Raw genomic sequence first — 25,197 nt, 5'->3', positions numbered from 1 at the left:
TGGTCAGTCGGAATCCCGGTCGCGCAGCTGGCGCGCCATCCGGTCGAGTTGCTTGAATCGCGCTGCGTTCCTGCGCCAGCTGCGATTGTCCATCAAAGGCGTCCCCGAAGAGTACTCGCCCGGCTCACGGATGGAGGAGGTGACCAGGCTCATGGCCGTGACCACCACGCGATCGCAGATTTCCAGGTGTCCGAGGATGCCTGCCGCGCCGCCGATCAGGCAGTAGCGGCCGATGCGCGCGCTGCCCGCCACCGCCGCGCAGCCCGCCATCGCGGTGTGGGCGCCGATGTGGACGTTGTGGCCGATCTGGATCTGGTTGTCGAGGCGCACGTCCTCCTCCAGCACGGTGTCCTCGATGGCGCCGCGGTCGATCGTGGTGTTGGCGCCGATCTCGCAGTCGTCGCCGACCACCACGCCGCCCAGCTGCGGCACGTTGAGCCAGCGGCCCTGGTCCATCGCCAGGCCGAAACCGGCGGCACCGAGGACGGCGCCGGGGTGGATGGTGACGCGTGCGCCGAGGCGGACACGGCGGTCGAGGGTGACCCGGGCGACCAGGATGCAGTCCGGACCGACGACACAGTCCTCGCCGACGATGCAGCCCGGACCTACGGTCGCGCCCGCGCCGACCGTGCTGCGCGGACCGATGCAGGCCAGCGGACCAATACTTGCCGACGGGTCGACCGTCGCATCGGGATCTATGACGGCCGAGGGATGGATGCCCGCCGTCGCCATGCGGCGCGGCTCGAACTCCGCGGCGATACGGGCATACGCGGCATAGGGGTCGGAAGCCAGCAGCACGGTGCCTGTATAGCCTTCGGCATCGCCTTCGCGGGTGATGACGATGCCGGCGCGGGTCGTGGTGAGCTGGCTGCGGTAGCGGGGGTTGGACAGGAATGCCAACTCGCGGGCTCCCGCCGAAGCGAGGGTCGAGACGCCACTGACGCGAACATCGCCATCTCCGCCGACAATGAGCCCGAAACGTTCGGCCAGCTCGGCAGCAGAGAAATCGACGTGATCGGGCATGGGCCGGCTCGGACTGCGGGCGACCTTCCGGTCAGTAACCGCCCTGGAAGGTGAACTGCAGCCGCTCGATGTCGTCGCCGTCTTCCTTCTTGATCGGCAGTGCATAGCTGATCGAAATCGGGCCCATCGGGGACCTCCACATCAGTGCCATACCGGCGGATGCTCGCAATTCGCCGGCATCGAAGGCATCGATGTCCTCGAACACATTGCCGACATCGATGAACGCGGATGCCCGCGCGGCACTGCTCTTGATCAGCGACGGGAAGATCATCTCGAGAGATCCGGTGGTCTTGACGGCACCACCGATCGCCTGCTCGTAGTTGCTTCCAAACGCCGCCTCGCGCGGGCCCAGCGTATTGTCGGTGAAGCCGCGTACCGAACGGACGCCGCCGGCATAGAAGTTCTCGAAGAACGGAAGTCCGTCGGCAGTGACCGTCTTGATGAAGTCATCCGAGCCTGGCGTGCAGTCGATGGTCTGGTCCGGGTTCGGATTGGCTGCCGTCGGGGCAGTCCAGCAGATATCGCGAGTGACGGCGTCACCATAGTTGTCGCCGTAGCCGAGATCGGCGCGTGTGTTGAGCACGAGGTGCCGGGAAATCGGCCAGAACTTGGAGAAGCTGTAGTTGAGCTTGTAGTACTCGACGGTCGAGCCGGGGAGCGATGCCTCGAGCCATACACGCTGTACCGTGCCGCGCGTCGGAGTCAGCGCGTGGTTGAGCGAGTTCCGCGCCCAGCCGATCTCGCCGCGCCAGGTGTGGAAGGTCCGCTGGTTGAAGGCATCGATGTAGTCGACGAGGGAGTCTGGCGTATAGCCACGACGGGCGAAGATCTCGTTGCTGTCGATGCCCAGCATCGTGGTGATGCTGTCGGTCTCTGTGATCGGAACGCCGAGGACCACTTGCCCGACGCCACTGGTGGAGGAGTACTGGGCGGTGTTGAAGTCGGAGTTGTCGAACTCGCTCCAGCGCAGGTTGTAGCCCAGCGAGACGCCGTTGTCGGTGAAGTACGGATTGGTAAAGGAGAAGTCGTAGCGCTGCAGGTAGGCATTGCGCTGGGCCTGCACCGCAATACGGTTTCCGCTGCCCAGGAAGTTGTTCTGCGAGAGCTGGATCTGTGTGCTCAACTTGGTCAAGCCGGAATAACCCAGGCCGAACATGAAGCTGCCGGCAGGCACCTCGTTGAGGGTGTAGACGACATCGACTTCGTCGTTGGAACCAGGCACCGGCCGGGTTTCCATGTCGACCTTGTCGAAGTAGCCCAGGCCTTGGAGCCGGATCTTCGAACGGTCGAGTGCCGCCTGCGAATACCAACTTCCCTCGAACTGGCGCATTTCGCGGCGCAGGACTTCGTCGGCAGTCCGGGTGTTGCCCTGGAAAACCACGCGGCGCACGTTGACTCGCGGGCCCGGTACGACCTGGAGAGTGATGCCGACGGTCCTGGCCTCGCGATCCACGTCCGGGATCGGCGTCACCTCGGCGAAGGCATAGCCCACGTTGCCGAGCGTGGCGGTGATGGCCTCCGAACTCACTTCAAGCAGGCGGCGCGAGAACACCTGGTCTTCCTTGACGACGACCATCTTTTCGACCTGCTCCCGGGGCAGGATCGTGTCGCCCACGATCTCGACGCTGGAAATCTTGTACTGCTCGCCCTCGCTGATGCCGGCGGTGATGAACATGTCCTGCCGATCAGGGCTGATCGCTACCTGCGTGGAGTCGACACTGAAATCGACATAGCCGCGGTCAAGATAGAAGTTGTTCAGCTTCTCGAGGTCGCCCGACAGCTTCTCGCGCGAGTACTGGTCGTCGCGGCGGTACCAGCTGAGCCAGTTGTGTTCGCCGGACTCCCACCCGTCGCGGATGTCCTCTTCCTCGAACAGCTCGTTGCCTATCAGGTTGATGTGCCGGATCCGCGCCGCATCACCTTCCTCGATGGCGATGGCGACGTTCACGCGGTTGCGCGGCAACTGCTCGACCGTCGGAATGATGCTGACGTTGTATTTGCCGCGGTTGTTGTACTGCCGGGTGAGTTCCTGGGTGACGCGGTCCAGGCTGAGCCGGTCGAAGGTGTTGCCTTCCGCCAGGCCGATATCGCCCAGGCCCTTCATCAGGTCCTCGGTCTCGATGTCCTTGTTGCCGCTCAGCGTGAGCTGGTTGATGGCGGGGCGCTCGGTCACCGACACCACCAGGATGTCGCCCTGGCGCCCCACTTCCACGTCCTCGAAGAACCCGGTCTTGTACAGCGCCCGGATCGCCTCACCCACCTCGGGCTGGCCGACGGTGTCGCCGCGCTCGATCGGCAGGTAGGTGAAGACCGTACCGGCGGAGATGCGCTGCAGGCCATCTACGCGGATGTCGCTGACGGTGAAGGGTGCGACCGGGCCGGCCGTGGAGACCTGCGCCGTGGCGGTCAGCATCGGGGCGGAAGTCAACGCCGATGCGAGGGCGATGGCGAGCAGGTGGCGGGAAAGGGGTCGCGTCATCTTCACTTCCGGTTGGGAAACTTGCGACACCCGCACATGCGGGCGCCGGTTCTGCAGGCAGGGAGGAGGTGGGAGGCAGGCAGGGCCGACATCAGCGCACCAGGTTGTTGATGATGTCGTTGTAGAACGCCAGGCCCATGAGCCCCACGATCAGCGCAAGGCCGACGTATTGCCCTGCCGCCATGGCGCGCTCGCTCACCGGGCTGCCCTTGACCAGCTCGATAAGGTAATACAGCAGGTGACCGCCGTCCAAGATCGGGATCGGCAGGAGGTTCAGGATGCCCAGGCTGAGCGAGAGCATCGCCAGCAGCGAGAGGTACCACGCCGCGCCTTGTCCGGCATAGGCGTTGGCCGCGCGGGCGATGGTGACCGGGCCCGCCACGGTGTTCTCCACTTCCACCCGGCCGGTGAACGCGCGACCGATCATGGCGAACAGTTCGCGGCCCTGGTGCGCGGTTTCGGCCAGCGCGGCGGGGAGTGCGGCCGCTGGCCCGTATCGCAGTTCGGCATCCATTTCAGGCAGGCTGGCGCGGGCCGAGGTGATGCCCAGCGCCCAGTAGGGCTCGCCGTCGTCGGGCTGGATACGCGTAGGTGCCAGCTCGAGCGCCAGCCGCTCGCCGTCGCGCAGGACCTCGACCATGCCGGTCCCGCCTTCTTCGCCCCAGGCTTCGACCGCGGGGCCGATGTCCGTCCATGCCTGGACCGGGCGGCCGTCGACCGCGGTGATGATGTCGCCCTCGGCCAGGACGCCCCAGGCGGCGGTATCCGGTGCTACCCGGCCCACCAGCGCGGGTGCCAGCAGGTGTCGGGGCACCAGGCCTGCGGCATTCACGGCGCGCCTTTCGTCGATCTGCGCGGGCAGGTTGGACAGCGCCAGCGTGCGGGTGGTCGCCTCGCCGTCGGCGGTACGGATGTGCAGACGGGTGTCGGCGCGGTCCAGGGCGGCGGGGATGATGGCGAGCTGGACCTCGCTCCAGGTCGGCGTTTCGCGCTCGCCGACGGCCAGGATGGTGTCGCCACGCTGGAGCCCGGCCTCGGCCGCGATACCCTCCGCTTGGCCTACCACGGGGGCGTAGTCGGGCCGGCCGATCACGAACATCGCCCAGAACAGCGCCACGCAGAGCAGCAGGTTGGCGATGGGGCCGGCCGCGACAATGGCGATGCGCTTCCACACCGATTGACGGTTGAAGGCCAGGTCGACCTGTTCCGGTGGGACCGGGGCCTCCCGCTCGTCCAGCATCTTCACGTAGCCACCCAGCGGGATCGCGGCGACCTGGAACACGGTGCCATTGCGCGCGCGGCGCGACCACAGCGGCTTGCCGAAGCCCACGGAGAACTTCAGCACGCGCACGCCGCTGCGCCGCGCGACCCAGTAGTGGCCGAACTCGTGGAAGGTGACGAGCAGCCCCAGACTGACGATCAGCCACCAGATCGACCCGAGCAGTTCAGTCATGGGAGGTGGTCCGGGGGAGGGCGGTGGGCGTCTTCATGTGGTCTGGTGGCGGGCAATGGCTTGCCCGCTCAAGGCCCGCGCCTCGGCGTCGGCCTCGTGCAGGGCAGCCAGTGAGACCGCGGAAACCGGCGGAAGTGCCGAGAGCGTCTCTTCGACCAGCCGCGGAATCGACAGGAACCCGATCCGCCGTTCCAGGAACGCGTCGACCGCGACCTCGTTGGCGGCATTGAGCACGGCCGGCGCGGTACCACCAGCGGCGAGTGCCTCGAAGGCCAGGCGCAGGCAGGGGAATGTCTCCAGGTCCGGTGGTTCGAACTCGAGCCGGCCGCCTTCGGCCAGCAGGTCCAGGCCCGACACCCCGGATTCGATGCGTTCGGGCCAGCCGAAGCCCACGGCAAGGGAGGTGCGCATGTCCGGCAGGCCGAGCTGGGCGAGGGTGGAGCCATCCACGAACTCGACCAGCGAATGCACCAGGCTCTGCGGGTGGACCAGGACGTCGATGCGGCCGCCGTCCACGCCGAACAGGTGGTGGGCCTCGATCACCTCCAGCCCCTTGTTCATCAGGGTCGCCGAGTCGACCGAGATCTTCCGGCCCATCGACCACTTGGGGTGGGCCACGGCCTGCTCGACGGTGACGTCGGCAAGCGACTCGCGTGAGCGGCCGCGGAACGGGCCACCCGAGGCGGTCAGGATGATCCGGCGAAGCCCGCTGCGGGCGGCGGCGTCCGGCAGGCACTGGAAGATGGCGTTGTGCTCGCTGTCGATCGGCACGACGGTGGCACCGCCTTCGCGCGCCGCGGCCATAAACAACTCGCCAGCCAGCACCAGCGACTCCTTGTTGGCCAGCAGCAGGCGCTTTCCGCTGCGTGCGGCAGCAAGGGTGGAAGGCAGGCCGGCGGCGCCCACGATGGCCGCCACCACGGTGTCGCATGCGTCGCTTGAGGCCAAGGCTTCGATGGCACCGGCGCCAGCGTGGGCACGGGTATCGAGCCGTGCCTCCGACAAGCCGCTGCGCAATGCCTCCAGTGCCCCCTCATCGGCAATGACGGCGTGGTCCGGCCGGTGCTTGCGGCACAGCTCGACCAGTCCCGGCACGTCGCGCCCGGCGGCAAGCACGCTGGCCCTAAGCTCCGAAGGGTGGCGGGCGATCACATCCAGCGCGGAGGCGCCGATCGATCCGGTGGCGCCAAGGACGGCGACCTCACGCATGGGACACCATCGGCGACATCAGAAACCCAGGACGGCCTTGGCGAGGGCGAACGCGGGCAGTGCGGCCAGGACACCGTCCAGCCGGTCCAGCACGCCGCCATGTCCCGGTATCAGGTGCCCCGAGTCCTTCACCCCTGCGTGGCGCTTGAGCAGGCTCTCGAACAGGTCGCCGACCACGGAAAACAGGCCGGCGATCAGCGCCGCGGCGGCGATGGCCGGCAACTGGGCGGCACCCGCGCCGGTCAGCAGCGCGAACCCGAGGCCCGCCAGCACCGCGACCGCCAGCCCGCCGAGCAGGCCCTCGACCGTCTTGTTGGGGCTGATCTGGGGCGACAGCTTGCGGCGCCCGAACTTGCGGCCGACGAAGTAGGCACCGGTGTCGGCTGCCCAGACGATCATCAGCGCCGTCAGCAGCCACAGGTGGCCCTTGGGAACGCCGGGGATGATGCTGGCAGTGGCGTCGCTGGCGTGGAGCCAGCCCAGCGCGCACCAGGCCGGAATCACCGCAAGCGCGCCCGCGGCGAGCTTGAACACCCGGGCGTGGGTGTCATGGTCGCTGGCGAACCGGTGCCGGCCCAGCCAGAACAGGGCCAGCAACCACCAGACCACGCCGATCACGGTCATCAGCTGGAACAGGACGAAGGTGAACCCGCTGGGTGCCCGCGACGCCCACACCATGGTGACCATCAGGGCCAGGTGGGCGACCAGCAGGACCGCCCGGGCGAGGGTGTCCTCGATGTCGGCCAGGTCGAACCACTCCCACAGCCCCATCAGGAAGACGATGGCCGCCAGGGCCATCATCCAGTCGGTGGGCAGCAGCAGGATTGCGGCAATCGCAACCGGGGCCATCACCAGGGCGGCGAGCAGGCGTGTCTGGGTCATGCAGTCTTCTCGTCGGGGTGGGCGACCTGGGCGCCGGTGAGGCCGAACCGGCGCTCGCGGCCGACATAGTGGTCCAGTGCGCTTTGAAGTGTCGCCGCATCCAGTTCCGGCCACAACAGATCGGTGAACCAGAGCTCGGTATAGGCCAGCTGCCACAGCAGGAAGTTGCTGATGCGCATCTCGCCGCCGGTGCGGATGAACAGGTCGGGCGGCGGCAGGTCGGCCAGCGCCATGCGCGAGCCCATCATGGCCTCGTCGATGTCCGCTGGCGCGAGCTTCCCGGCCGCCACGTCCTCGGCCAGGGACCGGGCCGCACGGGTGATGTCCCACTGGCCGCCGTAGCTGGCGGCGATGTTCAGTTGCAGACCGTCCGTGTTGCCGGCGGTCAGGGCCTCGGCATGGTCCATCCGGCGCACGATGGCCTCGTCGAACCGGCTGCGGTCGCCGATGAAGCGTACCCGCGCGCCGCGCCGGTGCAGCTCGTCCACCTCGCGCTCAAGCGCATTCATGAACAGCTTCATGAGCGCGCCGACCTCATCCTGCGGCCGTCCCCAGTTCTCGCTGGAAAAGGCGAAGAGGGTCAGGGCGCCGATGCCGCGCTCGATGCAGAAGTCGATGCAGACGTTGACCGCACGCGCACCGGCGCGATGGCCGATGACGCGTGGGCGACGGCGCTTCTCGGCCCAGCGGCCGTTGCCATCCATGATGATGGCGAGGTGGCGCGGGACGCGGTCGGTACTGGCGGGCGCCGGTGCCATCGTGGGGAAGCGCGTTGCGGTCAAACCGCCATCAATTCCTGTTCCTTGGCCTTGACCACCTCGTCCACGCCCTTGATGGCATCGTCGGTGACCTTCTGGATCTCGTCCTCGCTGCGGCGCACGTCGTCCTCGGATGCCTGCTTGTCCTTCAGCAGTTCCTTCACCTGGTGGTTGGCGTCGCGGCGGATGTTGCGGATGGCGACCTTGGCGTTCTCGCCTTCGGCGTGCACGTGCTTGGACAGCTCCTTGCGCCGCTCTTCGGTGAGTGCGGGCAGGTTGATGCGGATCACGGTGCCGGCGGTATTGGGGGTCAGCCCCAGGTCGGAGTTGATGATGGCCTTCTCGACCGCCGCCACCATGGGCTTCTCCCACGGGGTGATGGTCAGGGAGCGGGCATCGGTCACGGCGACGCTGGCCACCTGCGTCAGCGGCATCTCCGAGCCGTAGTAGCTGACCTTGATGCTGTCCACCAGGGCCGTCGAAGCGCGCCCGGTGCGGACCTTGGTCAGGTCCTGCCGCAGCGCCTCGATACTCTTGTTCATGCGGGTCTGGGCGTCTTTCTTGATCTCGTTGAGCATCGCCGGCTCCGATCCTGTGCGGTAATCGCGGAAGTATAGCGAACCGGGTGCCGGCGGCGCCCCGCGGGATGCGGGTGAGGATAGGGATGCAGATGTTGGGTCAGTGCCCGTGCGGGGCGCGGTCGTGCAGGTCGTGTTCACAGGAGCGCCCATGCTCGACCTGCAAGGTCGGATGGTTGATGCCGAAACGCCGGTCGAGCTCGCGGTTGAGCTCGTCGAGGAAGTGGTCGTGGTCCCCGCTGTCGGGCCGGACCAGGTGCGCGGTCATGGCGATCTCGCCGGCACCGAGCGACCAGATGTGGATGTGGTGCACGGCCGAGACGCCGGGGCGGGTTTCGATGAACTTCCTGACGGCGGCCTGGTCGATCGCGCGGGGAACCGCATCCATGGCCGCGGCGAAGCTTTCGCGCAGCAGCGCGAAGGCCCCGACCGCCACCACGATGCCGACCAGCAGCGCGGTCGCCGGATCCAGCCAGGACCAGCCCAGCCACCAGATCCCGACGCCCGCCAGCACCGCCGCCAGCGAGACGGCCGCGTCGGCCATCAGGTGCAGGAAGGCGCCCCTTCGGTTGAGGTCATGCGAGTGGCCCTCGCGCATGAACCAGGCCGAGCCGAGGTTCACCGCGATGCCGATCGAGGCCACGATGATGACCGGGAGACCCGGGATCTCCGGCGGCTCGCTGAACCTGCGGACTGCTTCCCAGGCGAGCGCACCGGAGAACGCCACGAGCAGTGCGGCGTTCGCCAGCGGCGAGAGCAGGGTGGCCCGCCGCCACCCGTAGGTATGGCGTGCGGTTGGTGCGCGCCGGGCGATTACCGCCGCGCCCCAGGCCAATGCCAGGCCGAGCACGTCGCCGAGGTTGTGCAGCGCATCCGATATCAGCGCCAGCGAATTGGTGGCAAAGCCGTATCCGGCTTCGAGGACCGTATATGCCAGGTTGACCAGGGTGACGATTGCGAACGCGCGCGTGCCGTGGCTGTGCGAGTGGTCGTGCGAATGCATGTCGCGATCCTGCCATGCGTCAGCGTCGGGACACTATTACGTGCTGCTGGCACGTGTTCGCCAGAGGACCGTCTTTTGTAGGAGCGGCTTCAGCCGCGATCGAACAAGCGTACGCCCGCGCCGACTCCACGATCGCGGCTGAAGCCGCTCCTACAAAGGCATCGGCCTGCGCCGGACGCCTCAGTTGCGGCCCTGCACCAGCGTGCCGATGTCTTCGCCGCCGAGGATGCGCAGCAGCTCACCGGGCTGGCTCATGTCGAAGATGCGCAGCGGCAGGTCGCTGTCGCGGGCGAGTGCGAATGCGGCGGTATCCATCACCTGCAGGTCGCGGGCGATGACCTCGTCGTAGGTGAGCCGGTCGAAGCGCACCGCATCGGCATGCTTCTGCGGATCCTTGTCGTACACGCCGTCGACCTTGGTGGCCTTGAGCAGCAGGTCGGCGCCGATCTCGATGGCCCGCAGCGCCGCACCCGAATCGGTGGTGAAGAAGGGGCTGCCGACGCCGGCGGCGAAGATCACCAGGCGGCCTTTTTCGAGGTGGCGAATGGCACGGCGGCGGATGTAGTCCTCGCAGACGTCGTTGATCTTGATGGCGCTCATCACCCGGGCCTTGGCGCCCAGCTTTTCCAGCGCGTCCTGCATCGCCAGCGCGTTGATCACCGTCGCCAGCATGCCCATCTGGTCGCCGGTGACGCGGTCCATGCCGCCGGCTGCCAGGCCCGCGCCGCGGAAGATGTTGCCGCCGCCGATCACCAGCGCGATCTCCGCGCCCGCCTGCTGCGCCTCGATCACCTCGCGCGCGAGCCGGTGGATGACCTTGGGATCGATCCCGTAGTCCTCGTCCCCCATCAACGCCTCACCGGAAAGCTTCAGGAGGATGCGGCGATAGGCGAGCTGGGGCATGGGGGTCTCTTGGAGTGGGCAAACGGACGAATTGTACGGCAACGGGAAAACACCGGGCTCTGGATCACCAATGTCGCGCCTGCGCCAGTGCCAATTTATTGCAGGACTTGGCGGAGCACTATTTCATGAAATCCGCAAGCGTGAAGGGTGGGTGAAATTGCCATTAGAACGTGATGCACGTCACAGATCAAAGTAAACATTCCCTGACCGGGTTGTTAGGAGGCCGTGACAAAAGTAATAGTCGGCCGGCCGGTAGGCACCCATTCGACCCTTGGTAAGGAGTGACCAGTGTCCAGAAGAACCATCTCGCGCGGGATGGCCGGAGCGCGTTGACAGTCGCGCTCGGCCTTTGTTTCGTTTCAGGAGTCCAGGCACAGTCCAACGCAGCCGGATCCATCTTCGGCACGACCGGCCAGCCCGGTACCACCATCGTCATCCGAAATACCGACACCGGTTTGACGCGGGAGATCACAGCTGACGCCAGTGGCAGGTACTCCGCTACCGCGCTTCCTACCGGACGGTATACGGTCACCCTGCAACGGGACGGAGAGGCGGTCGCTTCACGCGAAGACGTGCAGGTGACGCTTGGCGGGGGCCGCGAAGTCTCCTTCGCGTCGACTTCGGCGACGCCTGGTGACGCGACCACGCTGGATCGCATCGTGGTTACTGGCACGTCCTCTTCTGCCTTCATCGACGTGTCTTCCACCGACACGCGAACGACCTTCACCTCCGAGCAGCTCGACAAGCTGCCTGTGGGCCGGAGCATCGAGTCGGTCGCACTGTTGGCTCCCGGCGTGGTCCAGGCGGACTCCCGCTATCCGGGAACGGCCTCCTTCGGCGGATCGGCTGCTTCGGAGAATGCCTTCTACATCAATGGTTATGCGGTCACTAATCCGCTAACGAATCTCGGCTCCAGTTCGCTTCCGTTCGATGGCATCTCGCAGATGCAGGTCATCACGGGCGGCTACGGTGCCGAGTTCGGTCGCGCTACCGGTGGCGTGGTGAACATCGTCACCAAACGCGGTAGCAACGAGTGGGAGTTCGGTGGCCTGTTGACCTACCGCCCGGATTCGCTCCGAGCCGACCCGAAGAACATTATCTATCCCGATAACGGTACGGCCAACGACGGGCTCATCTACCAGAGGCGGGACGAGAACGAGATCGGCTCGTGGAGCTATGGCGTCTATGCCGGCGGTCCGATTATCCAGGACCGGCTGTTCCTGTACGCCTCCGGCGAGATCGAGCAGGAGGAGGAGACATGGATTGCCGCGCGGCCCGGCGGTGCGACCAACGGTTATCGCGAGTACCAGTACGACACGCCCCGCTGGATGGCGAAACTGGACTGGTACATCACTGACGACCACCTGCTGGAGTTCACGGCCGTTTCCGACATCGAGAAGGAAACCGTGGACTATTTCCCCTACACGTATGAAGCGGGCACCAACGATTTCGAAAGGGGGTTCGAGAAAACCGGTGGCTACTATTACGAAGATGGTGGTGACCTCTACATCGCCAAGTACACCGGGTACCTCACGGACAACCTGACGCTGACGGCACTGTATGGCCAGCACGATCAGGAACACATCGCCATCCCGTTCGGCTACGACCCCAGCGAAGTCTATGTGAGTGACAGCCGCTCGGTGGCGGACCCGGTGCAACGGGGCACATACGCCCAGCTGGCCTTCCCCGATGCGTTCGACGAGACCGAGGGCGGGCGTATCGACGTCGAGTGGCAAGTCGGCGACCACTCGCTTCGCCTCGGCTATGACCGACAGGATTCCACGTCTCGTGCGGGCGAGCAGACTTCGGGTCCCGGCTACCGCTGGATCTATTCGACCTGTGGGCCGGGCCAGGAAGGTGAGGGCATTGACGGTGGCGGCGGAGCGGTCTGCCCCGGCGGCAACGGCGACTATGTTTCGCAGTACATCTACGCAAATGGCGGAACGTTCACCGTCGAACAGTCGGCCTACTATCTCGAGGATCGCTGGCAGATCAACGACAACTGGCTGTTGACGCTCGGCTTGCGCAACGAGGGCTTCGAGAACTTCAACGCCGACGGTGAGACCTACGCCGAGCAGAAGGACCAGTGGGCACCCCGGCTGGGCGTGAGTTGGGATGTCTTCGGTGACTCGACGTTCAAAGTGTTCGCCAATGCGGGCCGTTATCACCTGGCAATGCCGAACAATGTCGCGCTGCGCGGCGCTGCCGGATCGCTGTATACCAATGAGTACTTTGCCTTCACGGACATCGATCCGGAGACAGGCGAACCCATCGGGCTGACCCCCTTGGGTGATGGCCCCTATTCATCCAACCGCGAGTACGGTCAGGCCCCCGACCCCGATTCGGTGACGGCAACGGATCTGGACTCGCACTACCAGGATGAGTTTGTCCTTGGTTTCGAGAAGCAACTGACCGATAGCATCAACGTTGGCGCACGCTATGTGCACCGCGACCTGAAGGCCGCGATCGACGACATGTGTGACTACAGGCCCGCATACAACTGGGCCATCGAGCAGGGCATGTCCGAGGACATGGCCGGCCAGCTCGGCAATGAGCTCGCCTCCTGCCGGCTGTTCAATCCAGGTGAGGCCAATACCTTCATGTTGGACGACGGTACGGGTCAGCTGATCGAGGTTCCGCTGACTGCAGAGGACCTGGGTTTCCCGCAGCTCAAGCGCATGTACCAGGGCATCGACTTCTTCGTCGAGCGTCCGTTCGATGGCAAGTGGTACGGGCGCGTCGACTACACGTTGTCCCGTAATTACGGCAACGCCGAAGGCCAGTTGAAGTCCGACGTCGGGCAGGGCGATGTGTCCCAGACCATGGACTGGGACCACCCGGAGCTGATGGAGTACGCGGAAGGCTATCTGCCGAACGACCGGCGCCATTACATCAAGGCCTACGGCTTCTATCAGCTCAACCCCGAGTGGCGCGTCTCGGCGACGGTGACCCTGCAGTCCGGGCGCCCGAAGAACTGCACGGGCTACTATCCGGACACGCCGGAGAACCAGGACTTCATCGAGAACTATTCGTACGGTGGTCCCTACTACCACTATTGCGATGGGGAGCCGGTGGCGCGCGGTACGAGCGGTCGCCTGCCTTGGACCAACAAGCTCGATCTCGGCGTTGCCTATTCGCCGGACTGGGCGGGCAATGCGCTCGAGTTCTCCGTTGACGTGTTCAACGTGTTCGATGAGCAGGAAGCGCAGAGCATCGTCGAGTATGGCGAACTGGGCGGACCGAGCGTTCCCTACGCCCATACCAACCGCGTGCTGAGCTATTCGGCTCCGCGCAGCGTCCGCTTCGCACTTCGCTACGACTTCTAGGGCGCCAAGTGGGGAGGCGATGGCCTCCCCACGCTTCCCGATTCTCTCTCTTCCAGGCCGCCCTTTCGGGGGCGGCCTTTTTCTATGCACAGAAAAGGCCGGGGATCGCTCCGCGGCCTTTCTCGTATCTGCAAGGGCGGGTGGCTTACGCCAGGCCGGCCTGCTTCATGACTTCCGAAGCGAAGTCGTCGGTCTGCTTCTCGATGCCTTCGCCGACGGCGAGGCGGACGAAGCTGACGACTTCCGCGCCGGCGGCCTTCAGGGTCTGCTCGACGGTCTGGTTGGTGTCCAGCACGTACGGCTGGCCGGTGAGGCACAGCTCGTTGACGGTCTTGGCGACCTTGCCCGACACCATCTTCTCGAGGATCTCGGCCGGCTTGCCGGAATCCTTCACCTGCGCCATCGCGATTTCCTTCTCCTTCTCGACGAAGTCCGCCGGCACGTGGGCCGGGGAGACGTACGGAGGATTCATCGCGGCGATGTGCATCGCCAGACCGCGGGCCAGTTCGGCGTCGCCGCCCTTGAGCTCGACCAGCACGCCGATGCGGCCGCCGTGCACGTATGCCGCGACGGTGTTGCCGCTGTCGATGCGGGCCATGCGGCGAAGCTGCACGTTCTCGCCGACCTTAGCGACCAGGGCCGAACGGGCTTCTTCGAGCGTCTCACCGGAAGGCAGTTTGGTGGACTTCAGCGTGTCCACGTCGCCGGCCGACAGTGCGGCATTGGCGGCGGTCTCGGTGAACGCCATGAAGTTCTCGTCCTTGGCGACGAAGTCGGTCTCGGAGTTGATCTCGACCAGGACGGCCTTGCCGTCGGCCTGGGCAGCGGCAATGCGGCCCTCGGCGGCGACGCGGCTGGCCTTCTTGTCGGCCTTGGCCAGGCCCTGCTTGCGCAGCCACTCGGCCGACGCTTCGACGTCGCCGTTGTTCTCGGTGAGCGCCTTCTTGCACTCCATCATGCCGGCGCCGGTGCGCTCGCGCAGTTCCTTGACCAGGGAAGCGGTGATCTCTGCCATGGGGTTACCTCTAATATTGGATCTGCTGTAGGAGCGACGTGAGTCGCGACGCCGCGCAGTGCGGTTGCCGCGGTCGCGACTCACGTCGCTCCTACAGAAAAAGGGGGATACGGCCGCGCATGATGGCGCGGCCGCATTGCAGCGTTCTTACTCGGCGGCCGGGGCTTCGCTCTTGGCTTCGGCCGGGGCCTCTGCAGCCTTGGCCTCGTCGGCCTTCGGCTCTTCTGCCTTGGCCTCGACCTTGGCGTCGTCCTTCTTGGCAGCGGCCTTCTTCGCTGGCGCACGGCGCTGGCCCTTCTCGGCACCCGCTTCGCCCTCGTTGAAGTCCTCTTCGCGGACGCTGGCAGCCGACGGGGCGGCCGCCTTGCCTTCCAGGACGGCATCGGCGGCGGCACGCGCGTACAGCTGGATCGCGCGGATGGCGTCGTCGTTACCCGGGATGGCGTAGTCCACCAGGGCCGGGTCGTAGTTGGTGTCGACCACGGCAACGACCGGGATACCCAGGGTCTTGGCTTCCTTGATCGCGATGTCTTCGTGGCCGATGTCGATCACGAACAGCGCGTCGGGCAGGCGGTTCATTTCCTTGATGCCGCCCAGCGACGCCATCTTCTTGTCGCGCTCGCGGCGCATGGTCAGGACTTCGTGCTTGACCAGCTTCTCGAAGGTGCCATCGGTCTCGAACGCTTCCAGCTCCTTCAGGCGGCCGACGGACTTCTTGACCGTGGCGAAGTTGGTCAGCGTGCCGCCCAGCCAACGCTGGTTCATGTACGGCATGCCGCAACGCTCGGCTTCTTCCTTGATGGACTCGCGCGCGCTGCGCTTGGTGCCCAGGAACAGGATCATGCCGCGCTTCTGGGCGATGCCCGAGATGAAGTTCATCGCGTCGTTGAACAGCGGAACGGTCTTCTCGAGGTTGATGATGTGGATCTTGCCGCGGGCGCCGAAGATGTACGGGCCCATCTTCGGGTTCCAGTAGCGGGTCTGGTGGCCGAAGTGGACGCCGGCTTCCAGCATCTGGCGCATGGTGATCTGGGGCATTGCAGATAACTCCGATAGTGGAACCCTGGCCGCCGGGTAGGGTGGGGCGGCTGCCCGGGCACAGGGCTTGGGCATGGATTCCGGGGTTGGGCCTCCCTGCGGCTTCCGTGTCCGAACCTTCCATTGAAGGCACCCCGGCACGGGTTGTGGCAGCAGGTGTGTATTCGCCGGTGACGCCCGGCGTGGGCGGTGCAGGGAGCGATAGCTCCATTCAACTCGCTAAGTATACCGGGCGGATGCGGGATAGCAATTGCGGATGACTGCCGCTTTGTCATCGGAGTGGGAAGCGCTTAGGGCCGCTGCATAGCGATGCTTGAGGGAGCTGGTCAAAGTGTGGTAATTGGACTCTGCGGCGATCCGCCGCGACAGATGGATCTGAAGATGAAGAAGATCGGAACGATTTTGGCTCTCTCCCTCCTTGCTTCGGTGCCCGCTTTTGCGTCCGACCGTGACAACGAGCGCGATGAGATCGTTGTCTCCTACGACGAAGCCAGGGGCGAATACGTCGTGATCGCGGGGGACAAGAAGGATGAGCGCGACGGCAAGAAGGGCGAAAAGGCTGAGCCTCCGATGAACACCTCCTCTGACTGGTGGGGCTCCTGCAACCTGGTCACGGGTATCTGCTACAAGAACTGATCATCCGGTACGCTTCGTGGCGGCGGACTAGGATCTGCCGCCACGTTTGTTTTCCCTGCGCGGTCGAGTCGGGCAGTCGTTGGCCTTGCGCTCCGGCAAATCGCCGTCATCTGCTCCGTTGCGCCAAAAGGTTTGTGGTTAGGGGATAATCGCCGGATGGCAATTACCCTGAAAACACCCGAAGAAATCGAAAAGATGCGCATCGCCGGCCGCCTCGCCGCCGAAGTGCTCCAGGTGGTCGCGCCGCACGTCAAGCCCGGCGTCAGCACCGAGGAACTGGACCGCATCTGCCACGACCACATCATCAACGTGCAGAAGGCGACGCCCGCCAACGTGGGCTACAAGGGCTATCCCAAGACCGTCTGCACGTCGGTCAACAACGTGATCTGCCACGGTATCCCCAGTGAATCGAAGGTCCTGAAGGACGGCGACATCGTCAACATCGACGTGACCGTCATCAAGGACGGCTGGCACGGCGACACCAGCCGCATGTACGTGGCCGGTACCCCGTCGGTATTGGCCAAGCGCCTCATCGACGTGACCCGCGAAGCCATGTTCCGGGGTATCCGGACGGTGAAGCCGGGGGCGACCCTGGGCGACGTCGGCGCCGCGATCCAGCAGTACGCCGAGTCCGAGCGCTTCAGCGTGGTGCGGGAGTATTGCGGCCACGGCATCGGCAAGGTCTACCACGATGAGCCGCAGGTCCTGCACTACGGCAACCCGGGCGAAGGCGTGGTGCTGAAGCCGGGCATGACCTTCACCATTGAGCCGATGATCAATGCGGGCAAGCGCCACACGCGGGTGCTCCCGGATGGCTGGACGGTGGTGACCAAGGACCGCAGCCTGTCGGCGCAGTGGGAGCACACCGTGCTGGTCACCGACGATGGGGTGGAAATCCTCACCCGCCTGCCGGGTGACGACAACGACCTATGACTGATCCGGAGCCTGCCGCCGGTACGGCCGGGACACCCGTAGGCGACGAGCAGGCCGCGGCGCGGCAGGACGCGGCCTGGGCCGGCAATGCGCGGGAGGAGCTGGCAGCGGCCGATGAAGGCTACGCCCGGCGCTTCGACGCCGATGCCGACATCGACCGCCTGCTGGCCGAGCGCGCGGCCGCGGTCGACCTGGTGGTGCAGGCGGCCTGGCAGCGTTGCATCCCGCCGGAAGCCGAGCTGGCCCTGTTCGCGGTGGGCGGCTACGGACGCGGCGAGCTGTACCCGCAATCGGACATCGACCTGCTGGTGATGGCCGCCCCCAGGGATTCGGCGACCCATGCCGAATCGCTGGCACGGTTCTTCGCGATCCTGTGGGACTCGGGGCTGCCGGTGGGCCACGCGGTGCGATCGCTGGAGCAGTGCACGGAGGCGGCGATCGAGGACATCACCGTGCTGACGGCGCTGCTGGAGGCCCGTCCGCTGGCCGCCAACGAGCACGAGCGCCGGGAGCTGCAGGGCGCGGTGTCGCCACGGCTGGTCTGGCCACCGCAGCAGTTCTTCGAGGCCAAGCGCGCCGAGCTGCACGAGCGCCACGCCCGTTTCGACGACACCGCCGACAACCTGGAGCCCAACCTGAAGGAGGGGCCGGGCGGGCTGCGCGACGTGCAGACCCTCAACTGGATGGCACTGCGCATCATCGGCACCGCGGACATGGAGTCGCTGGTGGCGTTCGGCCAGCTGGGCGCCGACGAGGTGGCCACCCTGGAACGGGAGCGCCGTGCGCTGGCCCGCCTGCGCTATGGCCTGCACCTGGTGGCCGGCAAGCGCGAAGAGCGGCTGAGGTTCGACTACCAGAAGTTGCTGGCTGCACGCCTCGGGTTCCAGGACAGCGGCAATACGCTGGCCGTCGAGCAGATGATGCAGGGCTTCTACCGCAACGCGGCGCTGGTGCTGCGCATCGGTGAGCGGCTGCTGCAGCGCTTCGAGGAGCAACTGGAAGGCGAGGCCGAGCCGCAGCCCCTGGACGACCTGTTCGAACTGCGTCGCGGCTACCTGGCGGCGCGTGACCCCGAATGGCCGCGCAACCCGTCCGAGATCCTGTCGCTGTTCTCCACCTGGGCGGCCCGCGGCGAGCTCAGCGGCCTGCATTCGCATACCGCCCGCGCCCTGGCCGAGGCGCTGCCGCGCTTCCCCGATTACGCCAACGCCGAGCCGGCGCTGCAGGTGCAGTTCCTGGGCCTGCTGCGCGGGCTGCAGCCGGTACGCACCCTGACCCGCATGGCCCGGCTCGGCGTGCTGGGGCGCTGGATCCCTGCTTTCCTCAAGGTGTCGGGGCGGATGCAGTTCGACCTGTTCCACGTCTACACGGTCGACCAGCACACCCTGGCGGTACTGAAGAACATCGCGTCGTTCGCTTCGCCTTCTTCGGCCGAACGGTTCGCGCTGGCCCACCAGGTCTGGCCGCGGCTGCGCAAGCCCGAACTGCTGCTGCTCGCCGGCCTGTTCCATGACATCGCCAAGGGCCGTGGTGGCGACCATTCCGACCTGGGCGCACGCGACGCGCGCATGTTCTGCGACACCCTCGGCATGTCCGAGGCCGATGCGTCGCTGGTCGAGTGGCTGGTGCGCAGGCACCTGTTGATGTCGATGACGGCGCAGAAGCAGGACATCGCCGATCCGGACGTGATCCACCGGTTCGCGACCGAGGTGGCCGATCGCGACCGCCTGGACCACCTCTACCTGTTGACCTGCGCAGACATCGCCGGCACCTCGCCCAAGCTGTGGAACGCGTGGAAGGACCGATTGCTCGCCGACCTCTATACCGCCACCCGCCTGGCGCTGAGGCGTGGCCTGGAGCATCCGCTGGCCGCCGACGAGCGCAGCCAGGAGACACAGGCCGCCGTGCGCGGGACGCTGGAGAGCCACGGCCTGGAAGCGTCCGAGGTCGACGCCTTGTTCGCGCGCATGCCGGCGGTCGGTTTCCAGCGCGGGCGTGCCGACCAGTTGGCCTGGCAGGCGGTGTCGCTGCGGGACCTGCCGGTGGGGGCATCGCGGGTCAGGGTGCGCCCGGTGGCGGCGCATGCCGGGGCACTCGAAGTGTTCGTGCATGCGCCCGATGCCGACGGGCTGTTCGCTGCGATCGTCGCCACCCTGGACCGCGCCGGGCTGGCCATCCAGCAGGCGCGGGTGCTGGACGGACCGTCGGGCACCATCTTCGACACCTTCGAAGTCATCCCGTCCGACCCGCGCCGGGCGCCGGTGCCCGAGGATGTGGAGCAACGCCTCGAGCAGGTGCTGGCCGGTCCGCTGGACGACATACGTCCCCCGCGCCGCACCCTTCCTCGGCACCTGCGGCACTTCCGCATCCCGCCCCGGATCGGCTTCGACCAAGCCGATGGCGGGCGTACCACGTTGAGCCTGGTCTGCACCGATCGCCCGGGCCTGCTGGCCGACGTGGCCCAGGCGCTGCGTGCCCAGCGGTTGCGGGTGCATGACGCCCGCATCGCCACCTTCGGCGAGCGCGCCGAAGACGTGTTCCAGATCACCGCCACCGACGACGCCGGCCGCAACGGCCCGCTCGACGAGGCACACCAGCAGGCCCTGAGCGACGCGTTGCTCGCCTGCATCGAAGGAGAGAACAAGTGAGTCCTGCCAAGAAGGTCACCAAGAAGGCCGCGAAGAAGACCGCCAGGCCCGTCGCCACCCGCAAACCCGCTGTCGAGGTGCCCGTGGCCGACGAGCTCAAGGTCGTCATCGACAGTGCCTTCGACCGTCGCACCACGCTGACCCCCGAGGAGATGGAAGGTTCGACCCGCCCGGCGGTGGAGCGGGTGATCGATGGCATCGAGAGCGGCGAGTTCCGCGTCGCCGAGCCGGACGGCCGCGGCGGCTGGCAGGTCAACGAGTGGCTGAAGAAGGCGGTGCTGCTGTACTTCCGCACGCAGGACATGGAAGTGGTGGAGGCCGATCCCGCACCGTACTGGGACAAGATTCCGGCGCGGTTCGCTGAATTCGACGAAGCGGCCTTCCGCCAGCTCGGTGCGCGCGTGGTGCCCGGTGCGCTGGTACGGCGTGGCGCGCACATCGGCAAGGACGTCGTGTTGATGCCCAGCTTCGTCAACATCGGCGCGCACGTGGGTGAAGGCACGATGGTGGACACCTGGGCGACCGTGGGCTCCTGCGCCCAGGTCGGGAAGCATTGCCATCTGTCGGGCGGCGCCGGGATCGGCGGCGTGCTCGAACCGCTGCAGGCCACCCCGACCATCATCGAGGATCACTGCTTCATCGGCGCCCGCTCGGAGGTGGTGGAGGGCGTCATCGTCGGCCACCACAGCGTGATCGGCATGGGCGTCTTCCTGGGCCAGAGCACGCGCATCTACGACCGTGCCACCGGCGAGGTCAGCTATGGGCGGATCCCGCCGTACAGCGTGGTGGTGTCGGGGCAGCTTCCCTCCAAGGATGGGTCGCACTCGTTGTACTGCGCGGTGATCGTCAAGCAGGTTGACGCCCGCACGCGGTCCAAGACCAGCATCAACGACCTGCTGCGCGGTCTGGCGGAGTGACCATGGCGACGAAGATCTACGGGCTCGCGAACTGCGATACCTGCAGGAAGGCGCGCAAGTGGCTGGACCGGTTCGGGATCGAGCACGAATTCATCGACTACCGCGAACACCGGCAGGACCCGGAGACACTGGTCGGCTGGAAGGACCGGCTCGGTGGCTGGGATTCGATGGTCAACAAGTCATCGACCACCTGGCGTCAGTTGCCGGAGCATCGCAAGGCGCCCGGGTCCGATGCCGAGTGGAAGCTGTTGCTGAAGGAGTACCCGCAGCTGATCCGTCGCCCGGTGGTGGTGACCGGCGACGGCGAGGTGACCCAGCGTTTCAGCGACAACGGGTTCAAGCAACGCTTCGGCGTGGGTTGATTTCATCCACGCCGACCCGGCGCGCCGTTGTAGGAGCGGCTTCAGCCGCGATCAGCCCATGGAGCGCCCGCGCCGACTCCACGATCGCGGCTGAAGCCGCTCCTACACGAGCAGGTAGTCTTCAACCATGTCCGACGTCCTCCAGCTCACCTGCGACCTGATCTCCCGGATGTCCGTCACTCCGGACGACGCTGGCTGCCAGGCGTTGATCGCCGAGCGGCTGCAAGCGGCCGGCTTCACCTGCGAACACCTGCGCTACGGCGCGGTCGACAACCTCTGGGCCACCCACGGCACAGAAGGCCCGACGCTGGTACTGCTCGGCCATACCGACGTCGTGCCACCCGGGCCACGTGAGGCGTGGAGCAGCGATCCTTTCGTGCCGGAGGTGCGCGATGGCGTGCTGTACGGGCGCGGCGCCGCCGACATGAAGGGCAGCGTGGCGGCCTTCGTGGTCGCTGCCGAGGCCTTCGTGGCGGTCCATCCGGAACACCCGGGCCGGCTCGCGCTGCTGCTGACCTCCGACGAAGAGGGCGACGCGATCGACGGCGTGCGCCGGGTCGCGCGCACGTTCGCCGAGCGCGAGGAGCGACTGGACTGGTGCGTCACCGGCGAGCCTTCTTCCACGGCGGTGCTGGGCGACCTTCTGCGCGTCGGCCGGCGCGGCAGCCTGACCGGTTCCCTGGTCGTGCGCGGCATCCAGGGGCATGTCGCCTACCCGGACAAGGCGCGCAACCCGGTGCACGAAGCGGCACCGGCACTGGCCGAGCTGGTGGCGAGGCAGTGGGACAGCGGCTACGAGACCTTCCCGCCGACCAGCCTGCAGATCAGCAACATCGAGGCCGGCACCGGCGCCAGCAACGTGATCCCCGGCGAGCTGCGCGTGCTGTTCAACCTGCGCTACAACCCGCACTGGGATGCCGTGCGGCTCGAGCAGGAGTGCGAGCGGATGCTGCGCTCGCACGGCCTCGACTTCCGGGTGGACTGGCATCGCAGTGGCGAGCCCTTCCACACGCCGGAAGGGAAGCTGCGATCGGTTGCGCGCGAGGTGCTGGCGGCGCATGCGGGCAAGGCGCCGGAAGAGAGCACCGGCGGCGGCACCTCTGATGCCCGCTTCATCGCCCCCCTCGGCGCCCAGTGCATCGAAGTCGGCCCGGTCAATGCCAGCATCCACCAGGTCGACGAGCACGTCCGTCTCGCCGATCTCGAAGCGCTGCCCGGCCTCTACCTCACCCTCATCGAACGCCTGCTGCTCTCCGACGGCGCCGCATGATCCGGCGACCGGCGCCGCCGACCACCTGCTGCCGTCCCTGCCCCCCCTGTAGGAGCGACGTAAGTCGCGACCGCCATATCCCGCCCCTGTAGGAGCGGCTTCAGCCGCGATCTGACGGTGGGACGCCCGCGACGATTCCAGGATCGCGGCTGAAGCCGCTCCTACAAAGGCGCATCGGCCGCAGGCACGAGCTCCAACGTATGCCGTGCCTCCCCCGGCAGGAACGGACTCGCGCGCCCTGCGGCCCAGTCCGCATGCCCGGCCCCCCAGAACGGGGACAGCGGGTGGCCGCTCTGGCCGCCCGGCATGTGCACGATGCCGTCTTCCTCGTGACCTGGCGCCACCACCATCCGCTGGCTGGCCCCCATGGCAGGCGCCTGCACCCGTGGCATGTTCGAGTCGCCGGGCAGCGGCTCGTCGGGCATGCAGAGCAACGATCGCACCGGGCCGGGCAGGGCGGCGGACATCGGATGGCAGATGCGTGCGGTATTGCGCTCGCCCCACGTGCGCTGGGCCAGTGGGCCGGCCGCGGAAAGCTCGTCGGTGAGTTCTTCGGCGGCGTCTTCGAAAAGCGCTTGCCAGCTCTCGAATCGCGCCGGCAGGAGGTGCGCCGGCTGCTGCTCGACCAGCGGCCAGGCCACGCCTTCAAGCTGCGACAACGAAGGAGCAACGAAGTCGTCACCCAGCGCGGCGCGTGCCGGCGCCAGCAGGCCTTCGACGATCCGGTCGTGCACCGCCAGGCGCCAGCCGCGCACCAGCCGGTAGGAGACCGCATCCGTCGTGGCACGGCCCTCCCACTCCGCGGCGCTTTCGGCGAGCTCGCGCAGGGCAGGGCCGCCGGCGGATCCCTCACGTTGCAGCAGCCCCCACCAGCGCTCGAGGAACAGCGCCCGGTCATCGAGCTGGATGGCGAGCAGGTCGGCCTCGGTGAGCTCGTCCCGCGCGTAGAGGCCGTCCCGGATCTGCCGGGCGCGCGCGCCCAGGGCATAGCCGCCGTCGCCCACCTGCGCCAGCATCGGGCCGTCCACCACCCGGCTGTTGGCCGTCCACAGGCGGCCGTCGACGGGATCGATCACGGCTGGAGCGTCAGCCGTACTGATCGACCAGGGCTCGCATGCCGCGACGGCTTCCCCCGCAGTCTCCCGCCGGGCGCCACCTGCTTCGAACACCAGCGTGGACGCAGGGCAGGTTGCGCCACGCACGGGGGTCGGGCCCAGCAGTCGCCATGCGATCCGCCCGCTGCGATCGCCGATCAGCAGGTTCTGCGCGGGGATGGCCACTTCGTTGGCGGCATCCATCGCTTGTTCCAGCGATCCGACCCGCAGGAACTCGGCCAGCCCGAGCGTCAACGACCCGGGCAGGTGCGCCACCCAGCGCAGCGCAAGCGTGCTGCCGTCTTCCTCCCGGTGCAGGATCGGGCCCCACCGTGACTCTTCCACCTGCATCACCACGGGATCGCCGCCCTTTACTTCGATGAGCTCCCGATGCGTCTGGATGGGTTCGCAGGGTGCGGTGCACGGCGCCAGGTGCTGCCAGTCCAGGAAGTCGCCGTAGCTGTTGGTGAACCCCCAGGCGACGTGGCCGTTGCTGCCCACCACGAGCGCAGGCAGGCCCGGCAGAGTGAAACCTGCGGCATCGACCCGCCCGCCGGGGGCGGCGGCATCGGGGTAGCGCAGCCGGGCGCGGAACCAGATGTTGGGTGCCCGCAGGCCGAGGTGCATGTCGTCGGCGACGATCGCGCGGCCGTCCGCGGTGAGCCCGCCAGCGACGGCAAAGTTGTTGCTGCCGATGACCGGGGGCCGCGGCAGCGCCGGGTCGGCCGGGGCGTCGGCTGGCGCTGGCATCCGGCGCAGATCGAGCTCCGAGGATCCGGGAAGCACCGCATCGCCCCGCGCGGCGCCCATGATCGGAGCATCCCAGCTGCTCCCGTCGTGGGTCAGTAGCTCGAACAGGGCCGGCGGCACGTGCGGCTTGATCCGCCACAGCGCGAGCTCACGCGCATTGCTGGCGTCCTGCAGGTCGAAGTACATGGCGTAGCCCGCCAGGACCGAATCTTCGAGCGTCCACGGCCGCGGTTCGGTGCGCAGCAGCAGGTAGGGCCAGGGCTTCGCGTCGAGCGCCTCCAGACCTGCATTGACCCCTTGCACGTAGGCCTCGGCCATGGGGCGACGCCCGCCCAGTGCCGCTTCCAGGTGGGCCTCCACCCGGGCGCGAAGGCGGTGGATACGGTGGCTGCGGTCGGTCTCCACGGCCATCGGTCCGAACAGCCCGGCCAACTCGCCGGCCGCGGTCCGGCGCATCAGGTCCATCTCGAAGAAGCGTTCCTGCGCATGCACGTAGCCCAGTGCGCGCATCGCATCGGCCTCGCTGGCGGCATTGATCGTGGTGACGCCGCGCGCATCGCGCTCGACGGCGACGGGTGCTGCCAGCCCGGCAACGGGCAGGTTGCCATCCAGTACCGGCAGGCTCGCGCGGAGCAACAGCCATGTCGCCCCGGCCACCAGCACCAACAGCAGCACGATGGCCACCAGTCCCCGCCTGATCCACTTGACCATCGTCATGCCCCCGCGCCATTCCCCGTCCCGGAGCTTAGCCGAGCGGTGGCCGGTGCCGGGAGCCGCCCGCGTTGACTTGTTCAGACCGGTTGCCACGCGCCACCCCAAGGCGCAGGATCAGACCCATGAGCGCTTTCAACATCCGCAATCGCAATAACAACGCCAGCCTCCCGCAGGCCGGCGATTAGCGAGTCGTTCCCGCTCATCGA

The 25,197-nt window shown here is 67.0% G+C and carries 19 protein-coding genes; 7 read left to right on the top strand and 12 right to left on the bottom strand.

Going from position 1 to position 25,197, the window contains the following annotated elements; translation table 11 throughout:
* Nucleotides 1-3: 3 nt before the first annotated feature.
* From lpxD to pyrH, 9 genes are all read right to left on the bottom strand, one after another.
* Nucleotides 4-1,023 (bottom strand): UDP-3-O-(3-hydroxymyristoyl)glucosamine N-acyltransferase, encoded by a 1,020-nt coding sequence (gene lpxD, locus B5D37_RS03310; RefSeq protein WP_078757242.1) that lies wholly within the window; start codon nt 1,021-1,023, stop codon nt 4-6.
* Nucleotides 1,024-1,054: 31 nt separating this feature from the next.
* A complete protein-coding gene (bamA, locus tag B5D37_RS03305) occupies nt 1,055-3,502 on the bottom strand; it encodes an outer membrane protein assembly factor BamA (RefSeq protein ID WP_078757241.1) in 2,448 nt (815 codons plus the stop codon).
* Between the two features lie 91 nt (nt 3,503-3,593).
* The gene (rseP, locus tag B5D37_RS03300) at nt 3,594-4,955 is read right to left on the bottom strand and encodes an RIP metalloprotease RseP (protein ID WP_078757240.1); all 1,362 of its coding nucleotides are present in this window, start codon (nt 4,953-4,955) and stop codon (nt 3,594-3,596) included.
* 33 nt (nt 4,956-4,988) lie between these two features.
* Complete coding sequence (locus B5D37_RS03295) at nt 4,989-6,164, bottom strand: 1-deoxy-D-xylulose-5-phosphate reductoisomerase (protein WP_078757239.1); 1,176 nt, start codon at nt 6,162-6,164, stop codon at nt 4,989-4,991.
* An 18-nt stretch (nt 6,165-6,182) separates the two neighbouring features.
* The gene (locus B5D37_RS03290; protein WP_078757238.1) at nt 6,183-7,046 is read right to left on the bottom strand and encodes a phosphatidate cytidylyltransferase; all 864 of its coding nucleotides are present in this window, start codon (nt 7,044-7,046) and stop codon (nt 6,183-6,185) included.
* On the bottom strand, nt 7,043-7,804 hold the full coding sequence (gene uppS, locus B5D37_RS03285) for a polyprenyl diphosphate synthase (RefSeq protein ID WP_078757237.1): 762 nt from the start codon (nt 7,802-7,804) through the stop codon (nt 7,043-7,045). Before uppS ends, B5D37_RS03290 begins: the two co-directional genes overlap by 4 nt.
* Nucleotides 7,805-7,824: 20 nt before the next feature.
* Complete coding sequence (frr, locus tag B5D37_RS03280; protein WP_078757236.1) at nt 7,825-8,382, bottom strand: ribosome recycling factor; 558 nt, start codon at nt 8,380-8,382, stop codon at nt 7,825-7,827.
* A gap of 100 nt (nt 8,383-8,482) precedes the next feature.
* Nucleotides 8,483-9,385, bottom strand: a complete 903-nt coding sequence (locus B5D37_RS03275) for a cation diffusion facilitator family transporter (protein WP_078757235.1) — start codon at nt 9,383-9,385, stop codon at nt 8,483-8,485.
* A gap of 180 nt (nt 9,386-9,565) precedes the next feature.
* Nucleotides 9,566-10,288, bottom strand: a complete 723-nt coding sequence (pyrH, locus tag B5D37_RS03270) for a UMP kinase (protein ID WP_078757234.1) — start codon at nt 10,286-10,288, stop codon at nt 9,566-9,568.
* A 329-nt stretch (nt 10,289-10,617) separates the two neighbouring features.
* On the opposite strand from pyrH, the gene B5D37_RS03265 reads away from it, so the two are divergent.
* The gene (locus tag B5D37_RS03265; RefSeq protein ID WP_234987683.1) at nt 10,618-13,614 is read left to right on the top strand and encodes a TonB-dependent receptor; all 2,997 of its coding nucleotides are present in this window, start codon (nt 10,618-10,620) and stop codon (nt 13,612-13,614) included.
* Between the two features lie 145 nt (nt 13,615-13,759).
* Here the strand turns inward: B5D37_RS03265 and tsf are convergent, their stop codons facing one another.
* Nucleotides 13,760-14,629, bottom strand: a complete 870-nt coding sequence (tsf, locus tag B5D37_RS03260; protein ID WP_078757232.1) for a translation elongation factor Ts — start codon at nt 14,627-14,629, stop codon at nt 13,760-13,762.
* A gap of 147 nt (nt 14,630-14,776) precedes the next feature.
* Nucleotides 14,777-15,667: a 30S ribosomal protein S2 gene (rpsB, locus tag B5D37_RS03255; RefSeq protein WP_078757231.1), complete on the bottom strand. Its 891-nt coding sequence runs from the start codon at nt 15,665-15,667 to the stop codon at nt 14,777-14,779.
* Nucleotides 15,668-16,048: 381 nt separating this feature from the next.
* Between rpsB and B5D37_RS03250 the strand changes: the two genes are divergently transcribed.
* The 6 genes from B5D37_RS03250 (at nt 16,049) to dapE (ending at nt 22,433) form a co-directional block, all read left to right on the top strand.
* The gene (locus B5D37_RS03250; protein WP_143814097.1) at nt 16,049-16,303 is read left to right on the top strand and encodes a hypothetical protein; all 255 of its coding nucleotides are present in this window, start codon (nt 16,049-16,051) and stop codon (nt 16,301-16,303) included.
* Nucleotides 16,304-16,459: 156 nt separating this feature from the next.
* Complete coding sequence (gene map, locus B5D37_RS03245; RefSeq protein ID WP_078757229.1) at nt 16,460-17,236, top strand: type I methionyl aminopeptidase; 777 nt, start codon at nt 16,460-16,462, stop codon at nt 17,234-17,236.
* Entirely contained in the window at nt 17,233-19,884 is a 2,652-nt protein-coding gene (glnD, locus tag B5D37_RS03240; RefSeq protein ID WP_078757228.1) for a [protein-PII] uridylyltransferase, read from the top strand. Before map ends, glnD begins: the two co-directional genes overlap by 4 nt.
* Entirely contained in the window at nt 19,860-20,801 is a 942-nt protein-coding gene (gene dapD, locus B5D37_RS03235; RefSeq protein ID WP_078757227.1) for a 2,3,4,5-tetrahydropyridine-2,6-dicarboxylate N-succinyltransferase, read from the top strand. Before glnD ends, dapD begins: the two co-directional genes overlap by 25 nt.
* 2 nt (nt 20,802-20,803) lie before the next feature.
* Nucleotides 20,804-21,163 (top strand): Spx/MgsR family RNA polymerase-binding regulatory protein, encoded by a 360-nt coding sequence (locus B5D37_RS03230; RefSeq protein ID WP_078757226.1) that lies wholly within the window; start codon nt 20,804-20,806, stop codon nt 21,161-21,163.
* A 127-nt stretch (nt 21,164-21,290) separates the two neighbouring features.
* Nucleotides 21,291-22,433 (top strand): succinyl-diaminopimelate desuccinylase, encoded by a 1,143-nt coding sequence (gene dapE, locus B5D37_RS03225; RefSeq protein WP_078757225.1) that lies wholly within the window; start codon nt 21,291-21,293, stop codon nt 22,431-22,433.
* A gap of 161 nt (nt 22,434-22,594) precedes the next feature.
* Here dapE and B5D37_RS03220 read toward each other — a convergent pair whose 3' ends face one another.
* Nucleotides 22,595-24,988 carry a penicillin acylase family protein gene (locus B5D37_RS03220; protein WP_078757468.1) on the bottom strand — a complete coding sequence of 798 codons (2,394 nt, stop codon included), beginning with the start codon at nt 24,986-24,988 and terminating at the stop codon, nt 22,595-22,597.
* Nucleotides 24,989-25,197: the final 209 nt, after the last annotated feature.

Origin of the sequence: Lysobacter spongiicola DSM 21749, assembly GCF_900167055.1 — a bacterium.
GTDB lineage: Bacteria > Pseudomonadota > Gammaproteobacteria > Xanthomonadales > Xanthomonadaceae > Novilysobacter > Novilysobacter spongiicola.
Note: the sequence above shows the minus strand (reverse complement) of the source record. Positions and strands in the feature narration are given on the sequence as shown.

Bases quoted from the DNA above. Each gene is read 5' to 3' on its own strand.
- B5D37_RS03295 (WP_078757239.1), bottom strand. From the start codon at position 6,164: ATGCGTGAGGTCGCCGTCCTTGGCGCCACCGGATCGATCGGCGCCTCC.
- glnD (WP_078757228.1), top strand. From the start codon at position 17,233: ATGACTGATCCGGAGCCTGCCGCCGGTACGGCCGGGACACCCGTAGGC.
- dapE (WP_078757225.1), top strand. From the start codon at position 21,291: ATGTCCGACGTCCTCCAGCTCACCTGCGACCTGATCTCCCGGATGTCC.
- B5D37_RS03275 (WP_078757235.1), bottom strand. From the start codon at position 9,385: ATGCATTCGCACGACCACTCGCACAGCCACGGCACGCGCGCGTTCGCA.
- rseP (WP_078757240.1), bottom strand. From the start codon at position 4,955: ATGACTGAACTGCTCGGGTCGATCTGGTGGCTGATCGTCAGTCTGGGG.
- lpxD (WP_078757242.1), bottom strand. From the start codon at position 1,023: ATGCCCGATCACGTCGATTTCTCTGCTGCCGAGCTGGCCGAACGTTTC.
- tsf (WP_078757232.1), bottom strand. From the start codon at position 14,629: ATGGCAGAGATCACCGCTTCCCTGGTCAAGGAACTGCGCGAGCGCACC.
- B5D37_RS03250 (WP_143814097.1), top strand. From the start codon at position 16,049: ATGAAGAAGATCGGAACGATTTTGGCTCTCTCCCTCCTTGCTTCGGTG.
- pyrH (WP_078757234.1), bottom strand. From the start codon at position 10,288: ATGCCCCAGCTCGCCTATCGCCGCATCCTCCTGAAGCTTTCCGGTGAG.
- frr (WP_078757236.1), bottom strand. From the start codon at position 8,382: ATGCTCAACGAGATCAAGAAAGACGCCCAGACCCGCATGAACAAGAGT.
- rpsB (WP_078757231.1), bottom strand. From the start codon at position 15,667: ATGCCCCAGATCACCATGCGCCAGATGCTGGAAGCCGGCGTCCACTTC.
- B5D37_RS03230 (WP_078757226.1), top strand. From the start codon at position 20,804: ATGGCGACGAAGATCTACGGGCTCGCGAACTGCGATACCTGCAGGAAG.
- B5D37_RS03290 (WP_078757238.1), bottom strand. From the start codon at position 7,046: ATGACCCAGACACGCCTGCTCGCCGCCCTGGTGATGGCCCCGGTTGCG.
- map (WP_078757229.1), top strand. From the start codon at position 16,460: ATGGCAATTACCCTGAAAACACCCGAAGAAATCGAAAAGATGCGCATC.
- B5D37_RS03220 (WP_078757468.1), bottom strand. From the start codon at position 24,988: ATGGTCAAGTGGATCAGGCGGGGACTGGTGGCCATCGTGCTGCTGTTG.
- bamA (WP_078757241.1), bottom strand. From the start codon at position 3,502: ATGACGCGACCCCTTTCCCGCCACCTGCTCGCCATCGCCCTCGCATCG.
- uppS (WP_078757237.1), bottom strand. From the start codon at position 7,804: ATGGCACCGGCGCCCGCCAGTACCGACCGCGTCCCGCGCCACCTCGCC.